We start from the raw sequence: 20,755 nt of genomic DNA on the forward strand, positions 1-20,755 counted from the left end.
GAAGCCGCTGTAGCGGTTCTGGCCAATGTTTTCATTGGGGTAGAAGTTGCCCAGCAGCGCGGTGTTGCGGCCCCGCTGAGTCAGCAGGTCGTAGTACTTGTTGCTGTAGTACTCGATGAGGAAGCCCAGGTGGTTGTTGAGCACCGCGCCCTGGATGCCCGTGTTCAGCTTGAGGGCTTTTTCCCAGGTGATGTTGGGGTTGGCCAGGGCTGACTCGCTCAGCGAAAACTGAGTGCCCGCCGCGGTGCCAAAGGTGGGGTTGGCCGTGTCGAAGTAGCGCTGAATGTAGACGAAGTCGCCGGGGTTGTCGTTGCCGGTCTTGCCAAACGAGCCGAACAGCTTCAGGTGCGACAGCCAGGTGGCGGACTGCATGAAGTCTTCGCGCGAGACGTTCCAGGCCAAGCCCCCGGCCGGGAAGAAGCCCAGCTTGGGCTTGTCGTCGCTGGTGTAGCGGTTGGAGCCGTTCAGCCCGAACGCGAACTCGGCCACGTACTTCTCCTTGAAGTTATACGCCAGCCGCCCCGAGCCGCCCGTGAACGTGTAGGGCAAGTTTCGGCCCGCTACCGAGTTTTGGCGGTTGGCCAGCAGGGTGGCATTCAGGCCATGGGCGCCAAACTGGTGGTCGTAGCCCGCGCTCAGCTCCACGTAGTCGGTGCGGAACTGCACGGCCGTCGAAACCAGGTTGATTTGCTGGCCAATCACGCCAAACTGCTGGTAGCTGACGGGGGTGGTGTTGCGCCGCCCGAAAACGGGGTACACTTTGCTCCGGTTGATGTTCTCGGAAACGTTTGTGTAGTAAGAGCCCACCGCCTTCAGGTACAAGCCCGGCAAAAACTCATCGAAGGTCCGCTTCAGGTAGAAGTCGGCCAGCATGTCGCGCCGGTAGCTGGTCTGGTAGCCCGAATTGATGGTTTGCCCCCAGAGGTTATTCTGAAACTGCTGGTTGCCGCCGAATGAGCCATCTTCGTTGTAGAGAGGATAAGCGTTGTTGGGCGTGTTCACCAACGCATTGAATATGCTGTTGGTGGCGGTGCCCGGCCCCAAGTTGGCGGCATCGAGCAGCGCGTTCAGGCCGGGCTCGTTGGTGTCGACGATGCGGCCCAGCAAATGCACCCCGGCCGAAAGCTTCGAGTTGAGCTGCAAGTCCACGTTGGAGCGGACGATGTAGCTCTTGAAGGTGTTGCTGGTCTTGTAAGGATTGATGTCGCTCTCCTTGAGCAAGCCCGACTGGTTGAGGTGCTCCAGCGACACAAAATACTTGGAGAAGCTGTTGCCCCCCGAGGCGCTGAACGTGTAGCGGTCCAGGCGCGACGACTTTTTGAGCACCTGCTTGCGCCAGTCCACGTCGGGGTGGCCGAAGGGGTCGGAGCCGTCCTGGTAGGCCTGCAGGTCGGCGGGGGAATAAAGCAGCGGCGTCAAGCCGTCGTTGGTGCGGGCCTCGTTGTGCAGCAGGGCGTAGTTGTAGGCGTCCAGAGCCTTGGGCATCTTCATGGGCTGCTGCAGGGCCGACTGCACCGTGAAGGAAATCCGGGGCTGGCCGGGCGTGCCCCGGCGGGTGGTCACGTGTAGCACGCCGTTGGAGCTGCGGGCCCCGAGCATCACGGTGCTCAGTGCGTCGTTGAGCACCGTCACGGACTCAATTTCCTCTAAGTCGAACACCGTCAGCTCCCGCGGTATGCCGTCGATGACCACCAGGGGGCGCTGGCCCCGGAGGTTGGGCGCTACCTCGTCGCTGCCGGGCTGCCCCGAAGACTGGTTAGTGGTCATGCCGGCCACCCGTCCCGACAGTGCGTTCAGGAACGAAGCCACCGGCAGCTTGCGCAAGTCACTGTAGTAAATCGTTTGTGTAGAAGAAGCCGTCAAGTCGGGGCGGGCGGTGTTGTAAAGCAGCCGCACGGGCTTGAGCCGGGCGACGGCCGGATTCTTGGTGCTCAGCACGAGGGCCGGCGACAAGTTGTTGGCCTGCACCACGTAACGCAGCAGCACCGTGCTAAATGCTTTTAGCAATACAGTGTCGCCGCTCCCAATGGCTAGTCTAACCCGTCCATCCGCATCCGATACCGCCGACAACGTACCGCGCCGACTGGAAACTTCCACGCCCTGCAGGGGTTCCTGGTTTTCGTCGACGATGGCCGGAATAAACAGGTTCGTTGCAGCGCTATCCTGTGCAGTAGCAAGCGGCGTCTGGGCTTGCCAGAGCCGCAGGCTGGTTGCGGGGGCGGCAAACGCCGGAGTCACTCCGAGCACGCTCAAGGCGACCAGGACAATGCAGTGTTTGCTTTCTTTTGGTATGATTTTACTCATGTGTAACTGTTGGGCTAATAGTTATGTATGGGCCGGTGTCGGTGCTTTAGGCCAGGGAATTCGCAGTGCCAGGTGTGAGGGAAGGAAAGGAGTGGTAGAAGCGAGTTGCTAGGGTTGCAAAAGGTTCTGTAGAATTAATTGCTGAATGAGGCATGCTCTACGACAGAAAAACAAATACTGGCTTTGACGCCACCTTGCCTTCTTGCCAGAGGTGAGCATTGCGTAAAGTTAATCATTAACAAAAACGTTTTAGCAATTATAGCAGACTGAAAGCTAACAAAATAAAACTAGGGCCAATTATTACACAAACGTTTGCAAGCAGGGGGATAAAATTGATATAAACAAACGCTGCAGTGCCTTAATGCTTAAGTTTTGATAACTAGCAGAATTTAGGGAAAAAATTAGGCAGGTGCCCTAACGTTCGGGGCATGCGGGGCATAATCTTTGGCAGAGTGGTATCAGCCTCTTGTTAATAGCCAAATGTTCATTCCCGCTTCCCTCAGCGGCAACCCAGCCCTAGAAGGCGCTACAGGAGCAGCGTTGGGGCATGAAGGTTTTGGGTGATAGCCGCTTTACTAGGCAGCTGCGCCAAGTGTGCCGGTGAAGAAACGTGTACAGGAAAGAGCTTCTGTAAATCATTGATTATTAGGGATAATTTTCGCAGTGTACCCGTTTGGGACGTCGGCCTACTCGCTCACTACTTCACCACTGCCTGCTTGCTGGCCGAGCGCCCGAACTTTGTAGGGAAGTAGACCAGTTCGGCTTTGGCAGGATTGACGGTGTACACGCCCCGGAACCGGGGTTGCAGCGCAATGCGGAACTGGTGCTGGCCGATGGGCAGGCGGTCGAGGAAGACGCCTGTTTGGTGGCGCAGGTACTCGCGGTGGGTTTCGAGGGAATTGGTCGGGGCTGGGTCGCCGTAGGAACAGCCGGCCGGAATGGGCACTTCCAGCAGCACGTAGCGGGCCTCGACCTTGACATCAACGGTCACGAGCAGTTCGGCGGGCTGGCCGGCGCGTAGCACCACGCGGGTGCCGGTTTGCCCCGCCAACTCGGTACGCACCGTGAAGGCGGCAGAAACGGGCGCAGGCTTCGGGTTCCAGTGGTTTTGATAGGCGGTGGCGTAAATAGGCAGCAGGCCTTCCTTGTGCAAGATGAGCGGGCCCGAACTACTGGCCAGCTTGGCAGTGAAGGGAAACTGCGTCACGGTTTGGTTGAGGCCGCCGCTGAGCTGAGCCCGCGCAAACGTGGCCGGCTTGCCTGCCGCGAATAGGTCGGGGCCGATGGTTTCGAGTATTTCTGCCGCTTCGTAGGTGCTGGTCCAGTGGCCACCCCGGCGCAGGTTGAGCAGGCCCATGCGCAGGCGAACCAGCTCGGCCTCGTGCCCGCTGCTGGCGCGCAGGGCCCGATAGGCCAGCAGCGTAGTGCCCACGCGGTCGCGCAGCAAGTAGCCATAGTAGGAAGAAGCGTGCAGGGTGTCGCCGTACAGCACGCCGCCCAACTGGGTGGCCAGCCGGTAGCGGCGCAGCGTATCGAGTTGGTAGGGCAGGCCGAGTTGTTGGCGCAGCGCCACCAGCGCCAGGTAACGGTCGAGGGGCTGGCGACCCTTTTGGAGGCGGTCGAAGCGGCTCACGTACGTTTGGAAGTCAGCCGGGGCACCCAGGCGGTGAAGCAGGGCCAGCAGGCGAATGAGGTCGTCGGGCGCGCGGTAGGTGCTGTAGTAACTGGGCAGCGAGCGGCCTTGAAGGGTGGCCACCGTCGCGGCTTCGCTCAGGTGCTCGTCCAACTCGCGCAGCAGGTAGGCCTGCACCGGCGCGCGGTCGAACGCCACCTTGTAGCCGGCCTTTTCGGCTTCCAGTAGGGCCTCTAGTACGTGCGTGGTAGCCCAGGGGCTCACCGCCGAATTGGGCCAGGTACCCCACAGGTGCTCGGGCTTGTGCTGGCCGGCCAGTAGCTTTTTAACGAGAAAATTGATGGCCTTGTCGCCCCGGAACGGCAGCGCCTGCACCGCCCGGATGCGCCGTTCCAGCAGCAGCGCTTTCAGCTTAGAGGCGGCCTGCTCGTTGCAGAGGTAGGCGTAGCGTTGCAGGTGGTCGATTTCGGAGAGCAGCAGCGGCAGGGCGTCGCTTTCCAGGCGCACCGTTACCTCGCCCCAGGCCGGGTTGATGGGCAACTGCACCGTCGTATCGGCGGCCGCGAGGGTGGCGAAGGTGCCCACCCGCTCCAGGGTGCCGGCCGGCAACACCAGCAGGCTGCGCTGCTCCCCGTCTTGGTAGCCGGTGGGCTGGGCCAGTGCGAAGCTGAGGGTAACCGAGTCGGGCACCGTGGGCGAGGGCGCGGTGAAAGTGAGCGTATCAAGCGCCACGGGGCTAACCAGCCGGTTTTGCGTGCGCAGCACCTGTGCGCCGGCCCGGAAGGTGGTCGCGACCTGGACCGTGTCGAAGCCGTAGTTCAAGCTTTTGCCCAGCAGCTGGGTGCGGTCGCCCGCCACCAGGAAGCGGGGCGTGGCCAGTTCGGCCCGCAGTTGCTTGAAGGACCGCAGGCGGCCGGTGGCCTGGCCCACCCGGCCATGGTCGTCGGAGGCCAGCACGAAGCTGTCCCAACTGGTCACGTCGTCGGGCAGCACTACGTCGGTGCGGGCTTGGCCGCGGGCGTCGGTCACGAGCAAAGGGCGCCACCAGGCATAGTCGCGGAAATGGCTGCGCATGGCCAGGCGCGGGTCCTGGCCGGAGCCGGTGGTATCGGTGTTCTTTTTGGTGGTAATAAGCACCACGCCGTTGGCACCTTGGGAGCCATAAATACCAGAAGCCTGGGCGGCTTTCAAGATGTTCATGCTGGCAATGATAGCCGGGTCGAGGTCGGTCAGCAAGCCATTGAAGGGCAAGCCGTCGAGGATAATGAGTGGCTGGTTGCTGCCGGCAAGCGAGGAGTTGCCGCGGATTCTTACGGAGGGGGCGCCATTGATTTGCACACCGGCCACCCGGCCTTGCAAGGATACGGAGGATACGGAGGCGGTCATTGACTTTCGGCTCTGCATGCCATAGCCTGTCACGACCACCTCGTTTAACTGTTTTGTGTCAACTGTCAGCTTGACCACCAACGCACTTTGCCATTCCAGCGCAACGTTTTGGGTGGCATAGCCGATGTAGCTAAACGTGAGGGTGCTGCGCCCATCGGGTGGCACTTGCAGCAAAAAGCTCCCGTCGGCGCTAGTAGACACGCCGATGGTGGTGCCTTTCAGCAGCACGGTTACGCCGGGCAGGCCTTCTTCGCTGGCTCGGTCGAGGACCTGCCCGCGCACCGTGCGCCAATCGGGCCGAGGCGCAGCGGGCGTTTCGACCCGAATTTCGCGCCGGGCCGGCACATCGTCAGCCATGATAATGGGTCTTTTAATGGGGCGCCGCAGCCACAGTTGCTGGTTGATGCGGCGGCTGAGGCGGCCCGCCGGCACGCGGTCGGTGAGGCGGAGCTGGAAATAGGTCTGGCCGTTGGGCTTGATGAACACGTCCTCGGCAGGGGCCAGGCAGGAGCTGTCGGCCAGCAGCACGGCTACGCGGTAGCGGCCGGGCGCGAGGGCGTGAATCAGGCCGCTGCCGTGCGCCAGCCGCAGGAATTTGGGTTGGCCCGGCCGCGTGAGCAGCACGTAGCGCGGGGCCGCCAGCTCCGGGGTGGTTTTAGTCGGGCGCTCGGGCAGGCGCAGCTCCAGCCGGCCTTGGCCCAGGGGCGTGGTATAAGGCACCTCGAGCCGAGCGGTGAGATAGTCCGGCGTAGCGGCGGCCACCCAAGCGGGCTGGCGCTTAAAATCGGCTTCGGTGTAAGCAAAATCCTTCAGCGGAAGCCAACCGGAAGAAGCCGTGCCATTAAGCGGGCCCAGCTGACTGGGGTCCAGGCATTGCATCTTCAACAGGTTGCGCCCAAACGAGTACCGATACAGGGGCTCAAACACAAACTTGCGCCGCAGCCCATACGCGTCGCGCAGCAACACCGAGTCGGGCCGGAACGGGCCACTCACCACCGTGTTTCCAAAGTGCCCCGGCGTGAGGGGCCGCAACAGCTGGCCCTGCCGGAGCGTGGTGGCCGACGACAGCGAATTGTCCAGCACCATCACCGAGCGTTGCAGACCCAGCAGCTCGTCAGGCAACAACGCTGCTTTGCGCTTTTCCACGCTCATCTCGGCGCAGGGGCGGTTTACGTCGATGCTCAGGGTGAGCTTGTGCAGGGGGCGCAGGTACACGCCGTGTAGCGTTACCAGGCGGTTGGCGGTGCGCACGCTTAGCGTGTGGAGGCCTCCGTCGGCCACCGCCGTGTAGGGGGCGTTGCGGTTGAGGTCGTAGATGTAGCTGGGCTGACCGTCGACGTACAAGGCCACCGGGGGCTGCACCCGGCCCGAGTCGACCAGAAAAACGGCCACCTGCGTGAGCCCGCCCGGCGCCGGCCGGTATTCGTGAAAGAAGCCGCTCTCCGGGTATAAAAACTTATAAAAAGCCAGCGAATCGAGCCCGAGTACGCCGCGCCAGCGGTTCCACGCCAGGAGCTGCTGCCCCGAGGAGCCATCGAAGTCATCGCCCAGCTCGAAGCGCCGCCGCGACTGGCGGCCCTGCACCGGGCGGCTCGTCCGCAGCACCGGCAGCTTGGGCGCGGCGGCCTGCCCAAACTTGCTGGTGTAGGCGTAGCTCGTGAGGTCGGCGTTGGGCACGGGGCGGCCGCGCTCGTCCGTGACGGCGTAGCGCAGGCTGATTTTCTGGCCGGGGTAGGCCACGGCGGGATGCTCGGCACTGACGACCAATTGGGGCGCGGGCAGAGCCATGGTGAATTCGGCCGTGCGCATTTCGGTGCCCCACCAGTAGTGCAGCGAGGCGTACCACGGCTGGCTGCCAGCGTGGGGCACGGCCAGGCGCAGGTCGGAACCATAGCCGCGGCAGCGCAGGCGGTTGCCCTGGTAGATGTAGTACCAGAAACGGAGTTGGCGCGGGTTGCTCACGGCCAGCACCAGCGAGTCGCCCTGGCGGTCGGAAAGCAGGCTGAGCTCGGCGTTGCGCTCGTCGATTTCGAGGCTGGCCTTGCGCCCTTGCTCGTCGCGCAGCTCGTAATAGTCGGCTTGCCCATTCACTTTTACCGCGTGCGGCAGCGGCACGGGGCCGCGAAACAGCCAGCCGCTGCCCAAGGCGTTGTCCGTAGAAATGTCAAGCGTGGCCCGGTGGGGCTGGCTCTTGCCCAGGTGCCGGTATTCGAGGTGCACCGAGTCGCCGCGCAGCTCCAGGCGCAGTTCGCCGGGGTCGTGGCGGAAATCGACGGTGGTGCTTTCGCTGCGGCGCTCGTTGTCGGAAGTGAGGAAGGTGGCTTGCACGTGGTAGCGAAAGTCCACGTCGGGCAGCGCGGCGCTGGGCAGGTCGAGGCGGGTTTCGCCCAGCGCATCGAGGGGCTGGCGCTTGGTCCAGAGCGTGTCGGGCATGAAGAGCTGGCGGCGCGGCAGTGGGCCCGGTGCCCCGGCGGGCGTCACGCTCAGGCGTAGCCGGGCATCGAGCAGGTTGATGTCGTTGGCGTCGGCGCCGCGCAGGAAAATGGCCTGGGCCTGGCCGGTATGTTGCGTTTTCTCGCCCACGCGCAGCGTGTAATGGCTGTTCTTAAGCTCATAGTCTTCGAGCCGAAACTGGCCGCTGGCCAGCACGCGTTGGCGACGGTCCTGCAGCCGGAACCCCACGTAGGTATCGGGCCGTAGGCCCAGCGTATCGGTCAGGGGCAGGGTGTACTGGTAGCTGCCGGGCCGTGTGGGCCGCAGCGTGGCAATGCGCTTGCCGGCCTGCTCCTCGCCTTGGGAGCTGCCCAGCCAGAGGGTGAGGGGGCGGCGGTAGGGACGGCCGTTGGCTTTGCGCAGCACCCGCGCTTTCAGGCGCAGGGTGTCGCCGGTGGGGCGGTAGCGGGGCTGGCTGGTGGCCACGTAATTGGTCCAGCGGCGGTCTTCTTGCGGTCGGTCGTGGTCGCGGGGGCCTTCGCGGCGCTCCCGGCGCTCGTCGCGCACGTCTTCGTTGAAGGGGGCGCGCACCAGGCCCACCAGTCCCGTCGATACGCCGGAAGCGTGGCGCAGGTCGTTCACTAGGTTTCGCACGGGCCTAGACAGGTAGCCCAGCGGGAAGCCGTACACCATCCGCTGGTAGGCCCGCCGCAGCCACTGGCCCTGCGGCCGGTAGCGCTCGCCTTCCTCCGGAAACTTCTGGTCGAGCGCGTGGAAGGTGGTGCGCCCGCGTTGCGTCACGGCCACCAAGCCTTCCTTGCTTCGGCCCGTGCGCCGGTAGGTGTGGGTGGCGGTGTCGAAGGGGAGGGGCTTGCCCGCCAAGGCCACTTGCGCGTCGGGCAGCAGCCGGCCCAGCGAGTCGCGTACCACCAAGCTCACGTCCACTTGGTTGTCGACTACCACTACTTCGCGGTCGGTTTCGGTGCGCAGCGAGTACACCAGCTGGGCGCCTTCGGTGTGGGCCACCAGGTAGTAGCCCAGCGGCAGCCGGCGCCTCGATGGCTTACCCGACGGAAACGAGTCGGCTACCTGCGTGAAAAATGCCGGCCGCGCCGCGTTCATGCCACGCTCGTAGAGCGTGCGTGCCTGCTCGTCGGTGATGCGGAAAACCTTGGTGAGGTAGCTCGTTTGCCGGGCTTGTGCCACCGGCTGCTGGGCAAGAGCGGGGCGCCACAGGAGCAAGAACAGGGCAGCGAAGAGTAGGAGAGGGCGCATAGGCGGCGTGGCAGTAAGGATATCCTCCCTGATGCTGGCGGCCCGCGAAATGCATATGCTTGTTTTTTTATTGTGATTCAGAAAAGGTCATGGAACCTGTTTAGGAAGTCGGTTCCGCCCGGTCCGACGCCCGAGGCGTCCGACCGGTTGCCGTCCGCGCCGCCTGGGCCGCCTCCCCGTCACCTTTCAACGACAACCGGTCCGACGCCTCGGGCGTCGGACCGGCAAGCGACATTCTGCCCAAACCGCTTTATTGTCATTAAAAAAACCACCGCGAGAGCATACTCGGGTGGCTTTTTTACTGGCAGCAATCGATTAACTGCTTCTCTTGAGTAAAGGAGGCCTAATGCGAATGTTGGGAAGAAGCCGCTTAAAACTGCTTGCCAGTAGCGCCTGCCCAACTGCAGCGGCTTTACTTCAGATTGGTGTTGCGCTTGTTCAAGCGCGTCACCTGGCCTGCCCGCTTGCCGCTCTTTTTGATGCGTGCCGTGCTGGAGCGCTCCAGCACCAGCCGCGGCAAGCTGCAGTCATCCAGTGGTATTTCCTGGGTGTTGTAGCCGGCGGCTTGCACGGTGAGCACCTGGCCCTGGTACACGGTTTCGGTCAGGTCAAAATGCCCATCGGAGTTGGTGACGTACACCTGATGAGTCCCCTTAATGAGGACGGTGGCACCGACCAAAGGACGACCGTTGGCTTCAAAAATCTCACCGCTGAGCGGCGCGCAAGCCAACTTCATTCGCCCACTGGCTTCGGCCTCAGCGGGCCGCGCGGACAATGCAATTTGGTCCTGGGTTTTGGCGGCAGTGGTAGAAGCACCAGCCGTTTGGGCAGCTCCCGAGCGTGCAACACACACACACCCAAAAGCAGCAGCGAGGAAAACTAAACGCATAGAAAAGGAAAAAGGCCGTAGAAGGCGGTTGTGAACCAACTCTTTTGCAATCTAACCGATTATTCCGCATAACACGAACAGCGGTGCCCAGAAGTTTCGTTGCCGCCGCCGAATGCGGACTAACCAGCCCGGGTAGCCAACTGACGCGGTTTTTATTTGTCCACAGGTGCAGCGTTCAGGCTGTGTTCCCTCGTGCGGCCTTAAGTTGCCTGCTCAATGTTGAGCTATGCTTCGTTTCAGTCCTTTCAGTAGTCTTTCCTTGCGACTTTCTTGGTCTTTTGCGCTCGCTGCAGCCGGGTTCGGCCTGCTGCTGGTGCCGGTTGCAGCTTCGGCCCAAGGCTTGGTTGCGTTTCCGGGCGCCGAAGGAGCCGGGCGTTTCACTACCGGCGGACGCGGTTCGGCCGCGGCGCCCACCGCCGTGTTCGAGGTCACGAACCTGAACGACGACAACAAGCCGGGCAGCCTGCGCTACGCCTTGAGCCGGCCGGCGGTGGCCCGCGCGGTGGTGTTTCGGGTGTCGGGCACCATCCATTTGGCTTCGCCGCTGGAAATCAAACAACCCAACACCACCCTGGCCGGCCAAACCGCTCCCGGCGACGGCATTTGCCTCGCCGACTACCCGGTGTCGGTGAAGGCCAACAACGTCATCGTGCGCTTTCTGCGCTTCCGAATGGGCGACAAAAACCAGAACCAAGGCCAAAAGCCCGGCGCAGGGGGCGACGACGCTTTCGGCGGGACGCGCAACAAGCACCTCGTCGTCGACCACTGCTCGATGAGCTGGAGCACCGACGAGGCCCTGTCGGTGTACGAGGGCGACAGCACCACCCTGCAGTGGAACCTCATTGCCGAGCCGCTGAATTACTCCTACCATTTCGAAACGGGCGACACCGATTTTGAGCGCCACGGGTTTGGGGGCATCTGGGGCGGGCAGCGCGCCTCGTTTCACCACAACCTGTTTGCGCATTGCAAAAACCGGACGCCCCGCTTCAACGGCAGCCGCTACACGCACCCGGCGGGTTTCGAAAACTGCGATTTCAGCAACAACGTCATTTACAACTGGGGCGACAACAACGTGTACGCCGGCGAGGGCGGCAACTACAACATCGTCAACAACTACTACAAGCCCGGCCCCAGCACCGACCCCAAAGTGCGGGCCCGCGTGCTGAATCCGTACAAGATTGACAAAGACCCGGGCCGCCTGCCCTACGGCAAGTTTTACGTGGCCGGCAACTACGTGGCGGGGGCTCCGGCCGTCACGGCCCGCAACTGGCGCGGCGTAACCATGAACGGCGGCACAGCGGCCGATACCGTGCTTTCAAAGGTTGAAAAACCCTTCGCCCTGGGGCCGATAACCCTGCAGCCGGCACCCGAAGCCTACGAAGCGGTGCTGCGGGGGGCCGGCGCCACGGGCCCGCGCCGCGACACGCTCGACCAGCGCATTGTGCGGGAGGTGCGCGCTGGCGCCGGCACCATCATCGACGTGCAGGGGCACTACCCGCACGGCACGCCCTACAGCGTCACGAAGCGGGCCTGGCCGGTGCTCAAGTCCGCGCCGGCGCCCACTGATACCGACCACGACGGCATGCCCGACGCCTGGGAGAAAAAGAACGACCTGAACCCGACCAACGCCGCCGACCGCGCCCTGTTTGCCACCGACGGCTACACCAACCTGGAGAGCTACCTCAACAGCTTGGTGCCGGCCGCCGATGCCCCGAAAGGCCCCAAATAAACATGCTGAGCAGGCGCCGTGGGGCTTACATGCAGGCTTCCACAAACACGATGCGATTGCCGAAGGGGTCGGTGACTTCCGTTTGCACCACTTTGTCGCTCCAATTGGTCTTTTTCAGCTCGGGGCACACAAAGGGCTGTTTTTTCTGCGCCAAAAAGTGCTGGTAGGTGAGGAGCCCTTTCATTTCGGCTATGGCTTTGGCGCCGGGGCAGCAGTCGTTGACGTAGCTGCTGAGGTGAAGAATGATGTCGCCCCGCGACACTTGTAAGTATATGCCTTTGGAGCCCCGGTCTTCCCAATCAATCTTAAACCCCAGCCAATCGAGGTAAAAGTCACGCGCTTGTTGGTAATCTGAAATCTGAAAGATGGGGGTTATCATAATAAAATATTCTTCTTAGCGATGTGGGTTATAAAGCTACAATTGATTGTGATACTGAGGTTAATATACAGATAATAGATTGTTTATGGATTATGCCGACGTGGTTGAACGGCGCGTAGGCGAAGGCGCCTTCCAGCCAAACGGGCCCCTTTCGCGCGTGCAACCGGGGCCCGTTTGGCTGGAAGAAGCTCCTAGTTATTTCTTAAACACCTCGTTCAACACCCCGGCCAGCCGAATACCCGCCTTCAGAATCTGCTGCTGGGCGGTGGGGCCGAAAGCCGGGTAGAAATGATAATCGAACTTTGGCGTAGCCGTCGCAGCCGCATAAATGGGCGTGCAGTGCTGGTAAGATTCAAACAGCCAAGTGGTCACGTCGTCTTTCTGCCACTGCTTGATTTGGGCCGGCGTGGCGTGGTCGTAGGTCGCGGCCATTTCTGAATAGGTAAAACCCGGGTATTCCACCAAGTCGCCGTCCCAGATGCTGTGGAGGTTGGTGTCGCGCCCGCGCCAGCTCACCACGATGCTGTTGCCGCCGCGGTCTTCGGCGTGGCCCACGTGCAGGGGTTGGTGCACGTCGCCCACCAGATGCACCAGAAATTTCAAGGCGAAAAGCCGCTCCTGCGGGGTTTTGCTGGCGTCTTTGAGGTCGCGCTGCACTTGCAGCAGGGCGGTGTAGGCGTCGGTGGGTGTGGCGGGGGCGGGCGTGGCCGTCAGCTGGCGCACGAAGGCGGGGAAGTCCAGGCCGCTGGCCACGTTGAGGTAGTGCCAGGGCCCGGTGCTGCTGTACTGCGGGTCCGACCGGATTTCATCGGGCCAGGTGCTGACCAACGGCAGGGTTTCCTGGCCCAGCAAGCGGGCAGTTTCGCGCTTGGCAGCGGCCGAGAGGTGGTTTTCCGCAATGCGGGCCACGGCCCGGTGGCCCACCACGCCCCAGGCCAACACGCTAAACGGAGCACACAACAGTGCCAGGGTGGCAACACTTTTTGAAAACATACAACAGGAATGAGAATGGGCGCCTGAGCGCGGCTTGAAATAGGTTGCGGCGGAAATAGCACGCAAAGCTACGGCAACTGCCTGTGAGGCCACGGTTAGCCGGCGTTATCAAACCATTGGCCTTGAGTTGAAATGGCTAAATAATACAACACCCCTTCTTGACCCAGCACACCACCCAAACCAGGGTGCACGTCATTCAACAGCCGCTGGTGGCCACGTTTGACGATATCGGCTCAGCTTACGTATGGTTACAGCAGCAACCCCGGTTGAACCAATAGGCCATTGCCGCGCCGGGGAAGCTGCGAGCCAGACTTTGCCTGCTGCCCATGTACACCAACCCCATCCTCGACGATAATTTCCCGGACCCCACCATCATTCGCGCCACCGATGGCTGGTACTACGCCTACGGCACCCAAACCAAGCGGGCCGGCGTCATTATCAATTTGCAAGTAGCCCGGTCGCAGGATTTGGTGGCGTGGGAATACCTCGGCGAGGCCCTGCCCAACAAACCCAACTGGGCCACCGACAGCCAAAAAATCTGGGCGCCGCACGTGAGCGAGCACCACGGGCGGTTCTTCCTGTACTACTCGGCCCGGCCCACCGGCGCCGACTACCTGAGTCTGGCCGTCGCGGTAGCCGACGCCCCCGGCGGCCCGTTTGTAGACAGCGGCCAGCCCCTGCTGCCCGGCCCAGGCTTCACCTGCATCGACCCCATGGCCTTCGACGACCCCGCCACGGGGCAGCGGCTCCTGTATTGGGGGTCGGGCTTCGGGCCCATCTGGGTGCGCGAGCTGGCCGCCGACCGGCTTAGCTTCCGCCCCGACAGCGTGGCGCAGGCCGTAGTGCACCCCACCGTGTCGGACGATGACGAAGACTACCACCGGCTGGTGGAAGCGGCCTGGGTGCACTACCGCGACGGCTGGTACTACCTCTTTTTTTCGGGCGATAACTGCTGCGGCGCCAACGCGCACTACGCCGTGCTGGTGGCCCGCGCCCGCCACGCCACCGGCCCGTTCGAAACCTACGCCGCGGCCACGGCAAACCCGCGCACCGCCCTGCTCGCCGCCAACGCCCACTGGCGCGCGCCCGGCCACAACTGCGTGGTGACCGACGCCGCCGGGCAGGACTGGCTGGCCTACCATGCCATCGACCCACGCCAGCCCACCTTCGACGCCATCGACGACTCCGAGGGCTACTCCCGCCGAGTCCTGCTCCTCGACAGGGTGGAGTATACCGACGGCTGGCCCGTGGTGCAGGGCAACTCGCCGTCGTGGCAGCCCCAGCCCGCGCCCATTGCTACCCCAGCCCAGCCGTAGCGTCGGCTATGCGTCATCGGCCCTGGTTTGCAGTCCTTGGCAGAGCCATTCTCCGTATCTTGGGCAGCGCCCATCTGCGCTCAATTTTGCCTATGCTATCCGTGTTACCTTTTTTTCAAGTAGTGGGCCGCCGGTTGGGCTTGGCCCTGATGGTGGGACTGAGCAGTGCAGCCCTGGCCCAGGCGCAGGTGCCAGAGCTGCGCTGCCTGATGCTGCCCATTGAGCCCGCGCGCCGAGCGCAACAGTCGGCCTTGGTGGTCGAAGCGCAGGTGCTCGACGCCCAAAGCTTCTGGGACGAGGGCCACGGCCGCTTGTTTACCCGGCACCGGCTGCGCGTGTTTTCCCTCCTGAAAGGACAAGTGGCCGACACCGCCGCCCTCGCCGTCATCACCGAAGGCGGCCGGCTGGGCCTCGACCAGCAACTCCTGACCAACACCTTGCGCCTCACCCCCGGCCAGCAGGGCGTTTTCTTTCTGGCCGCGGCGCCCTGGCCCGGTTTGCCAACGCTCAGTGGCCGTGCCTGGACACCTTTTGGCAGCGAGCAAGGCTTTATCGAGTTTAATCCAACCGAGCGCACCGCCAGCGAGCCCTTTCGGGTTTACCCGGCAATCAATGCCGCTTTTTACCAGGAAATAACCAAGCTCACTGGCCAGCCGCGGCGGGTGCTACAGGCCAATCCGGCGTTGGTGGCCCAAGCGCCGGCCCCTAAAAACAAGACGCTGGCGCCCACCATTTCCAGCTTCACGCCTCAGCGGTTGGCAGCCGGCGTAGGCGCGGTGCTCACCATCAACGGCGACGGGTTTGGGAATGCCCGGGGCACTGGCTTTGTGGAGTTCCGCAACGCCGACGACGGCGGCGTAACCCGCGTAAAAGCCCGCGAAGACGACTACGTGAGCTGGACCAACACGCGCATTCAAGTGCGGGTGCCGTCGGCGGCCAGCGGCGGGCAGCCCGTGAGCAGCGGCCGTCCCGCGGGCTCCGGCCCGGTGCGCGTGACCGGCCCCGACGGCCTGACGGCGGAAACCACCACCAGCCTCACCGTGGTGTACGCCCTAACCAACGTGGAAAGCACCGATGGCACCATCCTGCAGCGGCCCAACCACGTGGCCCAAAACCCCAGCGGGGGCATCACCTTCCGCTCCGGGCCCAATTTCGGCGCTAATGCCGCCGCCACCGCCGCCTTCCAGCGGGCCCTCGCCACGTGGCGCTGCCAAACGGGCATGAACTGGGAAACAGGCGCTCCCAACACCACCAACGCCATCGCCGACGACGGCCAGAACGTCGTCGCATTCGACGCGGGCGCCGACCTGCCGACGCAGGTGCTGGGCCGCACCAGCAGCTACTACCGCGGCTGCTACGCGCCCAATGGCGAGGTTATTTTCTGGGTGAAAGAGCTGGACATGCAGTTTGATGACGGGGCCGTATTTCAGTTCGGCCCGGCCCCGGCCATCGGCGCCCTCAACCAAATCGACTTCGAGACGGTGGCCGTGCACGAACTCGGCCACGCCCAGCAGCTCAGCCACCTCAACCTGCCCGGCGCCGTGATGCATTTCGCCATTGGGCGGGGACAAAACACGCGCACGCTGAACCCGACCAGCGACGTGGCCGGCGGGCGGCAGGTGCTGCGGGCCCGCAGCTTCCGCAACTTGGGCTGCGGCGGGCCCGCCTTGCTGCCTGCCCCACTCACCGCCTATTCGGCCCAATACACGGCCGGCGTAGGCGTGGCCCTAAATTGGACCACGCGCAACGAGTGCTTCCTGGGCAGCTTCGTAGTGGAGCGGAGCCTGAACCGGGACACCACCACCTGGGTGCGGCTTGGCACGGTGGCCACCCGCCCTCCGGGCTCGCAGTACCAGTACACCGATACCGAAACGCCCGGCGGCCTGGTGTACTACCGCCTGCGGTTGGTACGCCCCGACGGCTCGCTCGACAACGTCGCGCCCACGTTGCTTTCCACCGAGGCCACCACGGCCGCTGTTTCGGTCTTCCCGAATCCGGTGCCGGCCGGTGCCGAGGCGCTCAACCTACAATATCCCTCGGCCACCGAAGGCCCGGTGCTGTTCCGTTTCTACGACTCGGTGGGCCGCCGCATTCGGGGCGTCACCCTCAACGTGGCGTCGGGCCTCAACGTGCTTCCCTTGCCCGTGGGAGGGCTGCGGCCGGGGCTGTACATTCTGCGGTGGCTGGATGCGCAGGGCAAAACCGGCAGCTACACATTCGTCCGCCTGTAGCGCCATCACCTTTTAGCACACTTGCCTGTGTCGCTCAGTCCCATCGTTCTCAGCATTCCCATCTACTTCGTCCTGATTGGGGTGGAGTTGCTGGCCGAGCGGTGGCAGCACACCCACCGGTACCGCTTCGCCGATGCCCTTACCAACATCAGCTGCGGCATGACGTCGCAAGTAGCGGGGGTGTTCATGCGCGTGGTGGGGGTAGGCGCCTACGCTTTTGTGTACGAGCATTTCGCCTTCCTCCACATCAAGCAGAGTTGGACGGCCGGCATCTTGCTCTTCGTACTGGCCGATTTGGGCTATTACTGGGCCCATCGCCTCAGCCACCAGATAAACTTGTTTTGGGGCGGCCACGTGGTGCACCACCAAAGCGAAGACTACAACCTGAGCGTGGCCCTGCGCCAAAGCTCGCTGCAAAGCCTGTTCACCTTTTTTGTGTACTTGCCCCTGGCCGTCATCGGATTCGAGCCGGTGTTTTTCGTCTACATCTCGGCCCTCGTCACGCTCTACCAGTTTTGGATTCACACCGAATTCATTGGCCGTTTGGGCCCGCTGGAATGGGTGCTGAACACGCCTTCGCACCACCGCGTGCACCACGGCCGCAACCCGCGCTACATCGACAAGAACTACGCCGGCGCCCTCATCGTTTGGGACCGGCTTTTTGGCACCTTTGAGCCCGAAACCGAGCGCCCCGTCTACGGCATCACTGTGCCGCTGCAGTCCTGGAACCCGCTGTGGGCCAACGTGAGCCACTACCCGGCTTTGTGGCGGCAGGTCCAGGCCACGCCCGGCCTAGCCAACCGGCTGCGGGTGGTGTTTGGCCGCCCCGGCTGGCGGCCTGCAGAACAGGGTGGACCCCTGGAAATTCCGCCCGTGGCCGAAGACACCTACCGCAAGTACCAGCCCACGCCTGCGCGCGGCGTGCCGGGCTACGTGCTGGCGCAATACGTGGTGCTGGTGGGCGTGGCCGCCTTGTTCGTGTTCACGCAGAAGAGCATGCCGCCCGCCACGCGCTACCTCCTGGCCGGCTGGATAGCCGCCGGCGTGGTGGCCGGCGGGGGACTGCTCGAAAACCGCAGCTGGGCCTGGCAACTCGAAGTCCCCCGACTGCTTGCGTCGTTGGCCCTGTTGGTGGCCCTGCTGTGGGAAAGCAGTTTCCTGCTGTGGGCCGGCGCCCTGGGCGGAATGTTTGTGCTGGCTTCGGTGGCGTGGTGCTACAAGCTGCGCCCCGTGGCCGGAGCCGCTGCCAACGCGGCCTCGGGTGCCACGGCGTAGCTAGCCAGCTGCCCTTCGTCGAGGTTGCCGTTGAACCACTCGTCCTCGATGGTGGCGCCCAGCTTTTTGTAGAAGCTGATGGCGGATTCGTTCCATTCAAGCACTTGCCACTTCAGCCGGATGGCCCCGGTGGCGCGGGCTTCGGCCACCACGGCATCGAACAGCAGCTTGCCGAGCCCACCCCGGCGGGCCGACTCGGTGACCACCAAGTCTTCGAGGTAAAGCATGCGGCCTTTCCAGGTAGAGTAAGCGGTATAGAAAAGCGCCAGGCCGACGATTTCGGAGGCGGTGTTTTCGAGTACAAAAAAACTGAAAATTGGCGCGGGGCCAAACCCGTCGCGCTGCATGGCCGCCAGCGTGTTGGTCACGGCCTCAGGGGCGCGCTCGTATTCGGCCAGCTCCTGAATGAGGGCCAATACCTGCGGCAAGTCGGCTTCCACGCCCCGGCGTAGCACAATGTTGTTTTCCATATTACAGCGGGCCACCCGGGCGGCACAAAAAAGAAATTAGGCCGCCACCGCCTCAGCAGCAACGGCCTAATGAATAAACCTGGAGGAGAAACGCGAAAACGCGCGAATTACATTTGGGGCTGCATTCTCTTGATGTCTTCCGTCGCGTTCACCGAGTTCAGCTCCCGGTATTGCTCGGGCTGCTGAGCGCCTTTGGTGGTGTCGGGCGCGGCGGGCAGGGGCGGCAGCGTGGCGGTCGGAATATCATCATCGCCTGCGTCTACAGAAGGGCCGCACGAAGGCAGCGTGAACGACAACAGAGCAGCGGCCAGCAGGCCAGGAAGAAGCGTTTTTTTCATGTGTGGGAAAACGAATACGGGCGCAAGTTACGCACGCTCGGTTGGTTGCGGTACGAAAAAAATGCGCAAGGGGCTGGAAACGGCGGCCGGTGAAATGGCTGCATATTTGCCGGCCCATGGGCGTTTCTCTTTCCGTCGTCGTCATCACCTTCAATGAAGAAGCCAACATTGCCCGCTGCCTGCAGGCGCTGGGCAACGTGGCCGACGACGTGCTGGTGGTGGATTCTTTTTCCACGGATGCCACCGTCGAAATCTGCCGGCAGCACGGCGCCCGCGTCATTCAGCACGCCTTCGTGGGGTATGTGGAGCAGAAGAACTACGCCACCGGCCAGGCCAAATTCGACCACGTCCTGCAGCTCGACGCCGACGAGGTGCTGACCGACGAGCTGCGCCAGTCCATCTCGGCGGCTAAGCAGAATTGGCAGCACGCCGCCTATTCCCTGGCCCGCCTCACCAACTACTGCGGCCACTGGGTGCGCCACGGCGGCTGGTACCCTGACCGCAAGCTGCGCCTCTACGACCGCCGCCTCGGCCGCTGGACGGGGCTGCTGCTGCACGAGCGCTACGAGGTCGACCCAGCCCAGACCACGGGCGACCTTCGCGGCGACGCCCTGCACTACAGCTACCCTTCCATAGCGCAGCACGTGAGCCAACTCAACAAGTTCACGAGCATCACGGCCCAGGAGCTGGCCTTGCGGGGCAAAACAAACGTCAACGTGTTTCACTTGCTTCTAAAGCCGCTCTGGAAGTTTGTGCACGGGTACTTCTTCCGGTTGGGCTTCCTCGATGGGTTTGCCGGGCTGTGCATTGCCGGCGTCTCGGCTTGGGGCGTATTTCTGAAATTCGCCAAGCTGAAAACCCGCACCCAGCACGCCAAAGCATGAGCCCCGAAACGCGCCAAACCTTCCTCGTGTCCCGTACCGATGCCATCGGGGACGTGGTCCTGACCCTGCCGGTTTGTGGGCGGCTCAAGCAGCTGTTTCCGGGCTGCCGCGTGGTGCTCATTGGGCGCACCTACACCGCGCCAGTGGCCGCCGCATGTCCGTGGGTTGATGATTTCCTGAATTTGGATGAACTGCTGCCGCAGGCGGGCGCGGCTCAGGTAGCAGCCCTGCGCGCATACGAGGCCGCGGCCATCGTTCACGTTTTCCCCAACACAACGCTGGCCCGGCTGGCCCAAAAAGCGGGCATTCCCATTCGCATCGGCACGCGCAACCGGTGGCGGCACTGGCTCACCTGCAACCGCTTGGTGGCCCTGAGCCGGCGCCATTCCACGTTCCACGAGGCCCAGCTGAACCTGAAGCTGCTGCAACCGCTGGGCAAGCAGCCCGAGTTTTCGCTAGCACAGGTCGGCCAATTGGTTCGGCTCGTGCCCACCGAGCCGCTGGCGCAACAATGGGCGGGGCAATTGGCCGCCCGCCCACCCGGTCAGCTCAGCGTCATCCTGCATCCGCGCAGCCGGGGCAGCGCCCGCGAATGGGGCCTCGACCATTTCGGACAGCTCGCCCAGCTGCTGCATCAGGCCGGGCACCGCGTGTTCATCACCGGCACCGCGGCCGAAGGGGAAGAGCTGGCGGATTGGCTCGCCCAGCACGCCGCCTACATAACTGCTGACTTTACCGGGCAGCTCAGCCTACCACAATTCCTGGCCTTCATTGCTGCGACCGATGGCCTAGTAGCCGGCAGCACCGGCCCGCTGCACCTGGCCGCCGCGTTGGGGCGGCACGCGCTGGGCTTGTACCCGCCCATTCGCCCCATGCACCCGGGGCGGTGGGCACCCCTGGGGCCGCACGCCGAATACCTGGTGTTCAACAAGCCCAATTGCGAAGAATGCCGGACCCAGCCCACGGCGTGCACGTGCATTCGTGCCCTCGCGCCCGTGGAAGTAGCCACGCGTGTGCTGGCCTGGCAACCCCTGCCCCAAGCCGAAAAGGCGCCCCCAAACAATGGCTAATTCTCGTGGTTTGGCTTTGGCCCATCAGCTGCAGTGCAACCTACCCGGCGCTGCTATCCGTACATCGGGCAGTGCCGCACTCGCCAAACACGGTTCCGTCTGCTGGTTTCTGCGCAAAAAGTGCAGCTTTTTTCACAGCCAGGCGTAAGT

Annotated in this window: 13 protein-coding genes; 6 read left to right on the top strand and 7 right to left on the bottom strand. The window is 63.3% G+C overall.

Annotated elements, in window-relative coordinates; translation table 11 throughout:
* The 3 genes from VF629_RS21760 to VF629_RS21770 all read right to left on the bottom strand — a co-directional run.
* Nucleotides 1-2,247, bottom strand: a 2,247-nt coding sequence (locus tag VF629_RS21760; RefSeq protein WP_331060642.1) for a SusC/RagA family TonB-linked outer membrane protein, incomplete at its 3' end; no start/stop codon positions are given.
* Between the two features lie 754 nt (nucleotides 2,248-3,001).
* A complete protein-coding gene (locus VF629_RS21765) occupies nucleotides 3,002-9,031 on the bottom strand; it encodes a carboxypeptidase-like regulatory domain-containing protein (RefSeq protein ID WP_331060617.1) in 6,030 nt (2,009 codons plus the stop codon).
* A gap of 412 nt (nucleotides 9,032-9,443) precedes the next feature.
* A complete protein-coding gene (locus VF629_RS21770; protein ID WP_331060618.1) occupies nucleotides 9,444-9,920 on the bottom strand; it encodes a carboxypeptidase-like regulatory domain-containing protein in 477 nt (158 codons plus the stop codon).
* Between the two features lie 259 nt (nucleotides 9,921-10,179).
* Between VF629_RS21770 and VF629_RS21775 the strand changes: the two genes are divergently transcribed.
* Entirely contained in the window at nucleotides 10,180-11,649 is a 1,470-nt protein-coding gene (locus VF629_RS21775) for a pectate lyase (RefSeq protein WP_331060619.1), read from the top strand.
* Nucleotides 11,650-11,674: 25 nt separating this feature from the next.
* Here VF629_RS21775 and VF629_RS21780 read toward each other — a convergent pair whose 3' ends face one another.
* On the bottom strand, nucleotides 11,675-12,028 hold the full coding sequence (locus VF629_RS21780; RefSeq protein ID WP_331060620.1) for a glyoxalase superfamily protein: 354 nt from the start codon (nucleotides 12,026-12,028) through the stop codon (nucleotides 11,675-11,677).
* 195 nt (nucleotides 12,029-12,223) lie between these two features.
* Complete coding sequence (locus VF629_RS21785) at nucleotides 12,224-13,021, bottom strand: S1/P1 nuclease (protein WP_331060621.1); 798 nt, start codon at nucleotides 13,019-13,021, stop codon at nucleotides 12,224-12,226.
* A gap of 326 nt (nucleotides 13,022-13,347) precedes the next feature.
* On the opposite strand from VF629_RS21785, the gene VF629_RS21790 reads away from it, so the two are divergent.
* The 3 genes from VF629_RS21790 to VF629_RS21800 all read left to right on the top strand — a co-directional run bounded on the left by VF629_RS21790 (nucleotide 13,348) and on the right by VF629_RS21800 (nucleotide 17,843).
* The gene (locus VF629_RS21790) at nucleotides 13,348-14,337 is read left to right on the top strand and encodes a glycoside hydrolase family 43 protein (RefSeq protein ID WP_331060622.1); all 990 of its coding nucleotides are present in this window, start codon (nucleotides 13,348-13,350) and stop codon (nucleotides 14,335-14,337) included.
* A gap of 101 nt (nucleotides 14,338-14,438) precedes the next feature.
* A complete protein-coding gene (locus VF629_RS21795; RefSeq protein ID WP_331060623.1) occupies nucleotides 14,439-16,568 on the top strand; it encodes a matrixin family metalloprotease in 2,130 nt (709 codons plus the stop codon).
* A gap of 27 nt (nucleotides 16,569-16,595) precedes the next feature.
* Entirely contained in the window at nucleotides 16,596-17,843 is a 1,248-nt protein-coding gene (locus VF629_RS21800; protein ID WP_331060624.1) for a sterol desaturase family protein, read from the top strand.
* Here the strand turns inward: VF629_RS21800 and VF629_RS21805 are convergent.
* Together VF629_RS21805 and VF629_RS21810 are read right to left on the bottom strand one after the other, a co-directional pair.
* A complete protein-coding gene (locus VF629_RS21805) occupies nucleotides 17,783-18,313 on the bottom strand; it encodes a GNAT family N-acetyltransferase (protein WP_331060625.1) in 531 nt (176 codons plus the stop codon). The two genes, VF629_RS21800 and VF629_RS21805, sit on opposite strands and share 61 nt — an antisense overlap.
* A 107-nt stretch (nucleotides 18,314-18,420) precedes the next feature.
* Nucleotides 18,421-18,651 (bottom strand): hypothetical protein, encoded by a 231-nt coding sequence (locus tag VF629_RS21810; RefSeq protein WP_331060626.1) that lies wholly within the window; start codon nucleotides 18,649-18,651, stop codon nucleotides 18,421-18,423.
* 116 nt (nucleotides 18,652-18,767) lie between these two features.
* On the opposite strand from VF629_RS21810, the gene VF629_RS21815 reads away from it, so the two are divergent.
* Both VF629_RS21815 and VF629_RS21820 read left to right on the top strand, forming a co-directional pair.
* Nucleotides 18,768-19,535 (top strand): glycosyltransferase family 2 protein, encoded by a 768-nt coding sequence (locus VF629_RS21815; protein WP_331060627.1) that lies wholly within the window; start codon nucleotides 18,768-18,770, stop codon nucleotides 19,533-19,535.
* Nucleotides 19,532-20,605 carry a glycosyltransferase family 9 protein gene (locus VF629_RS21820; protein ID WP_331060628.1) on the top strand — a complete coding sequence of 358 codons (1,074 nt, stop codon included), beginning with the start codon at nucleotides 19,532-19,534 and terminating at the stop codon, nucleotides 20,603-20,605. The genes VF629_RS21815 and VF629_RS21820 overlap by 4 nt, the downstream gene beginning before the upstream one ends.
* Nucleotides 20,606-20,755 lie beyond the last annotated feature (150 nt).

The organism is Hymenobacter sp. (genome assembly GCF_036388155.1).
Taxonomy (GTDB): Bacteria; Bacteroidota; Bacteroidia; order Cytophagales; family Hymenobacteraceae; genus Hymenobacter.

What these genes read in the sequence shown, in the direction of transcription:
- VF629_RS21765 (WP_331060617.1), bottom strand. Translation starts at nt 9,031, where the DNA reads ATGCGCCCTCTCCTACTCTTCGCTGCCCTGTTCTTGCTCCTGTGGCGC.
- VF629_RS21790 (WP_331060622.1), top strand. Translation starts at nt 13,348, where the DNA reads ATGTACACCAACCCCATCCTCGACGATAATTTCCCGGACCCCACCATC.
- VF629_RS21815 (WP_331060627.1), top strand. Translation starts at nt 18,768, where the DNA reads ATGGGCGTTTCTCTTTCCGTCGTCGTCATCACCTTCAATGAAGAAGCC.
- VF629_RS21820 (WP_331060628.1), top strand. Translation starts at nt 19,532, where the DNA reads ATGAGCCCCGAAACGCGCCAAACCTTCCTCGTGTCCCGTACCGATGCC.
- VF629_RS21785 (WP_331060621.1), bottom strand. Translation starts at nt 13,021, where the DNA reads ATGTTTTCAAAAAGTGTTGCCACCCTGGCACTGTTGTGTGCTCCGTTT.
- VF629_RS21810 (WP_331060626.1), bottom strand. Translation starts at nt 18,651, where the DNA reads ATGAAAAAAACGCTTCTTCCTGGCCTGCTGGCCGCTGCTCTGTTGTCG.
- VF629_RS21805 (WP_331060625.1), bottom strand. Translation starts at nt 18,313, where the DNA reads ATGGAAAACAACATTGTGCTACGCCGGGGCGTGGAAGCCGACTTGCCG.
- VF629_RS21770 (WP_331060618.1), bottom strand. Translation starts at nt 9,920, where the DNA reads ATGCGTTTAGTTTTCCTCGCTGCTGCTTTTGGGTGTGTGTGTGTTGCA.
- VF629_RS21780 (WP_331060620.1), bottom strand. Translation starts at nt 12,028, where the DNA reads ATGATAACCCCCATCTTTCAGATTTCAGATTACCAACAAGCGCGTGAC.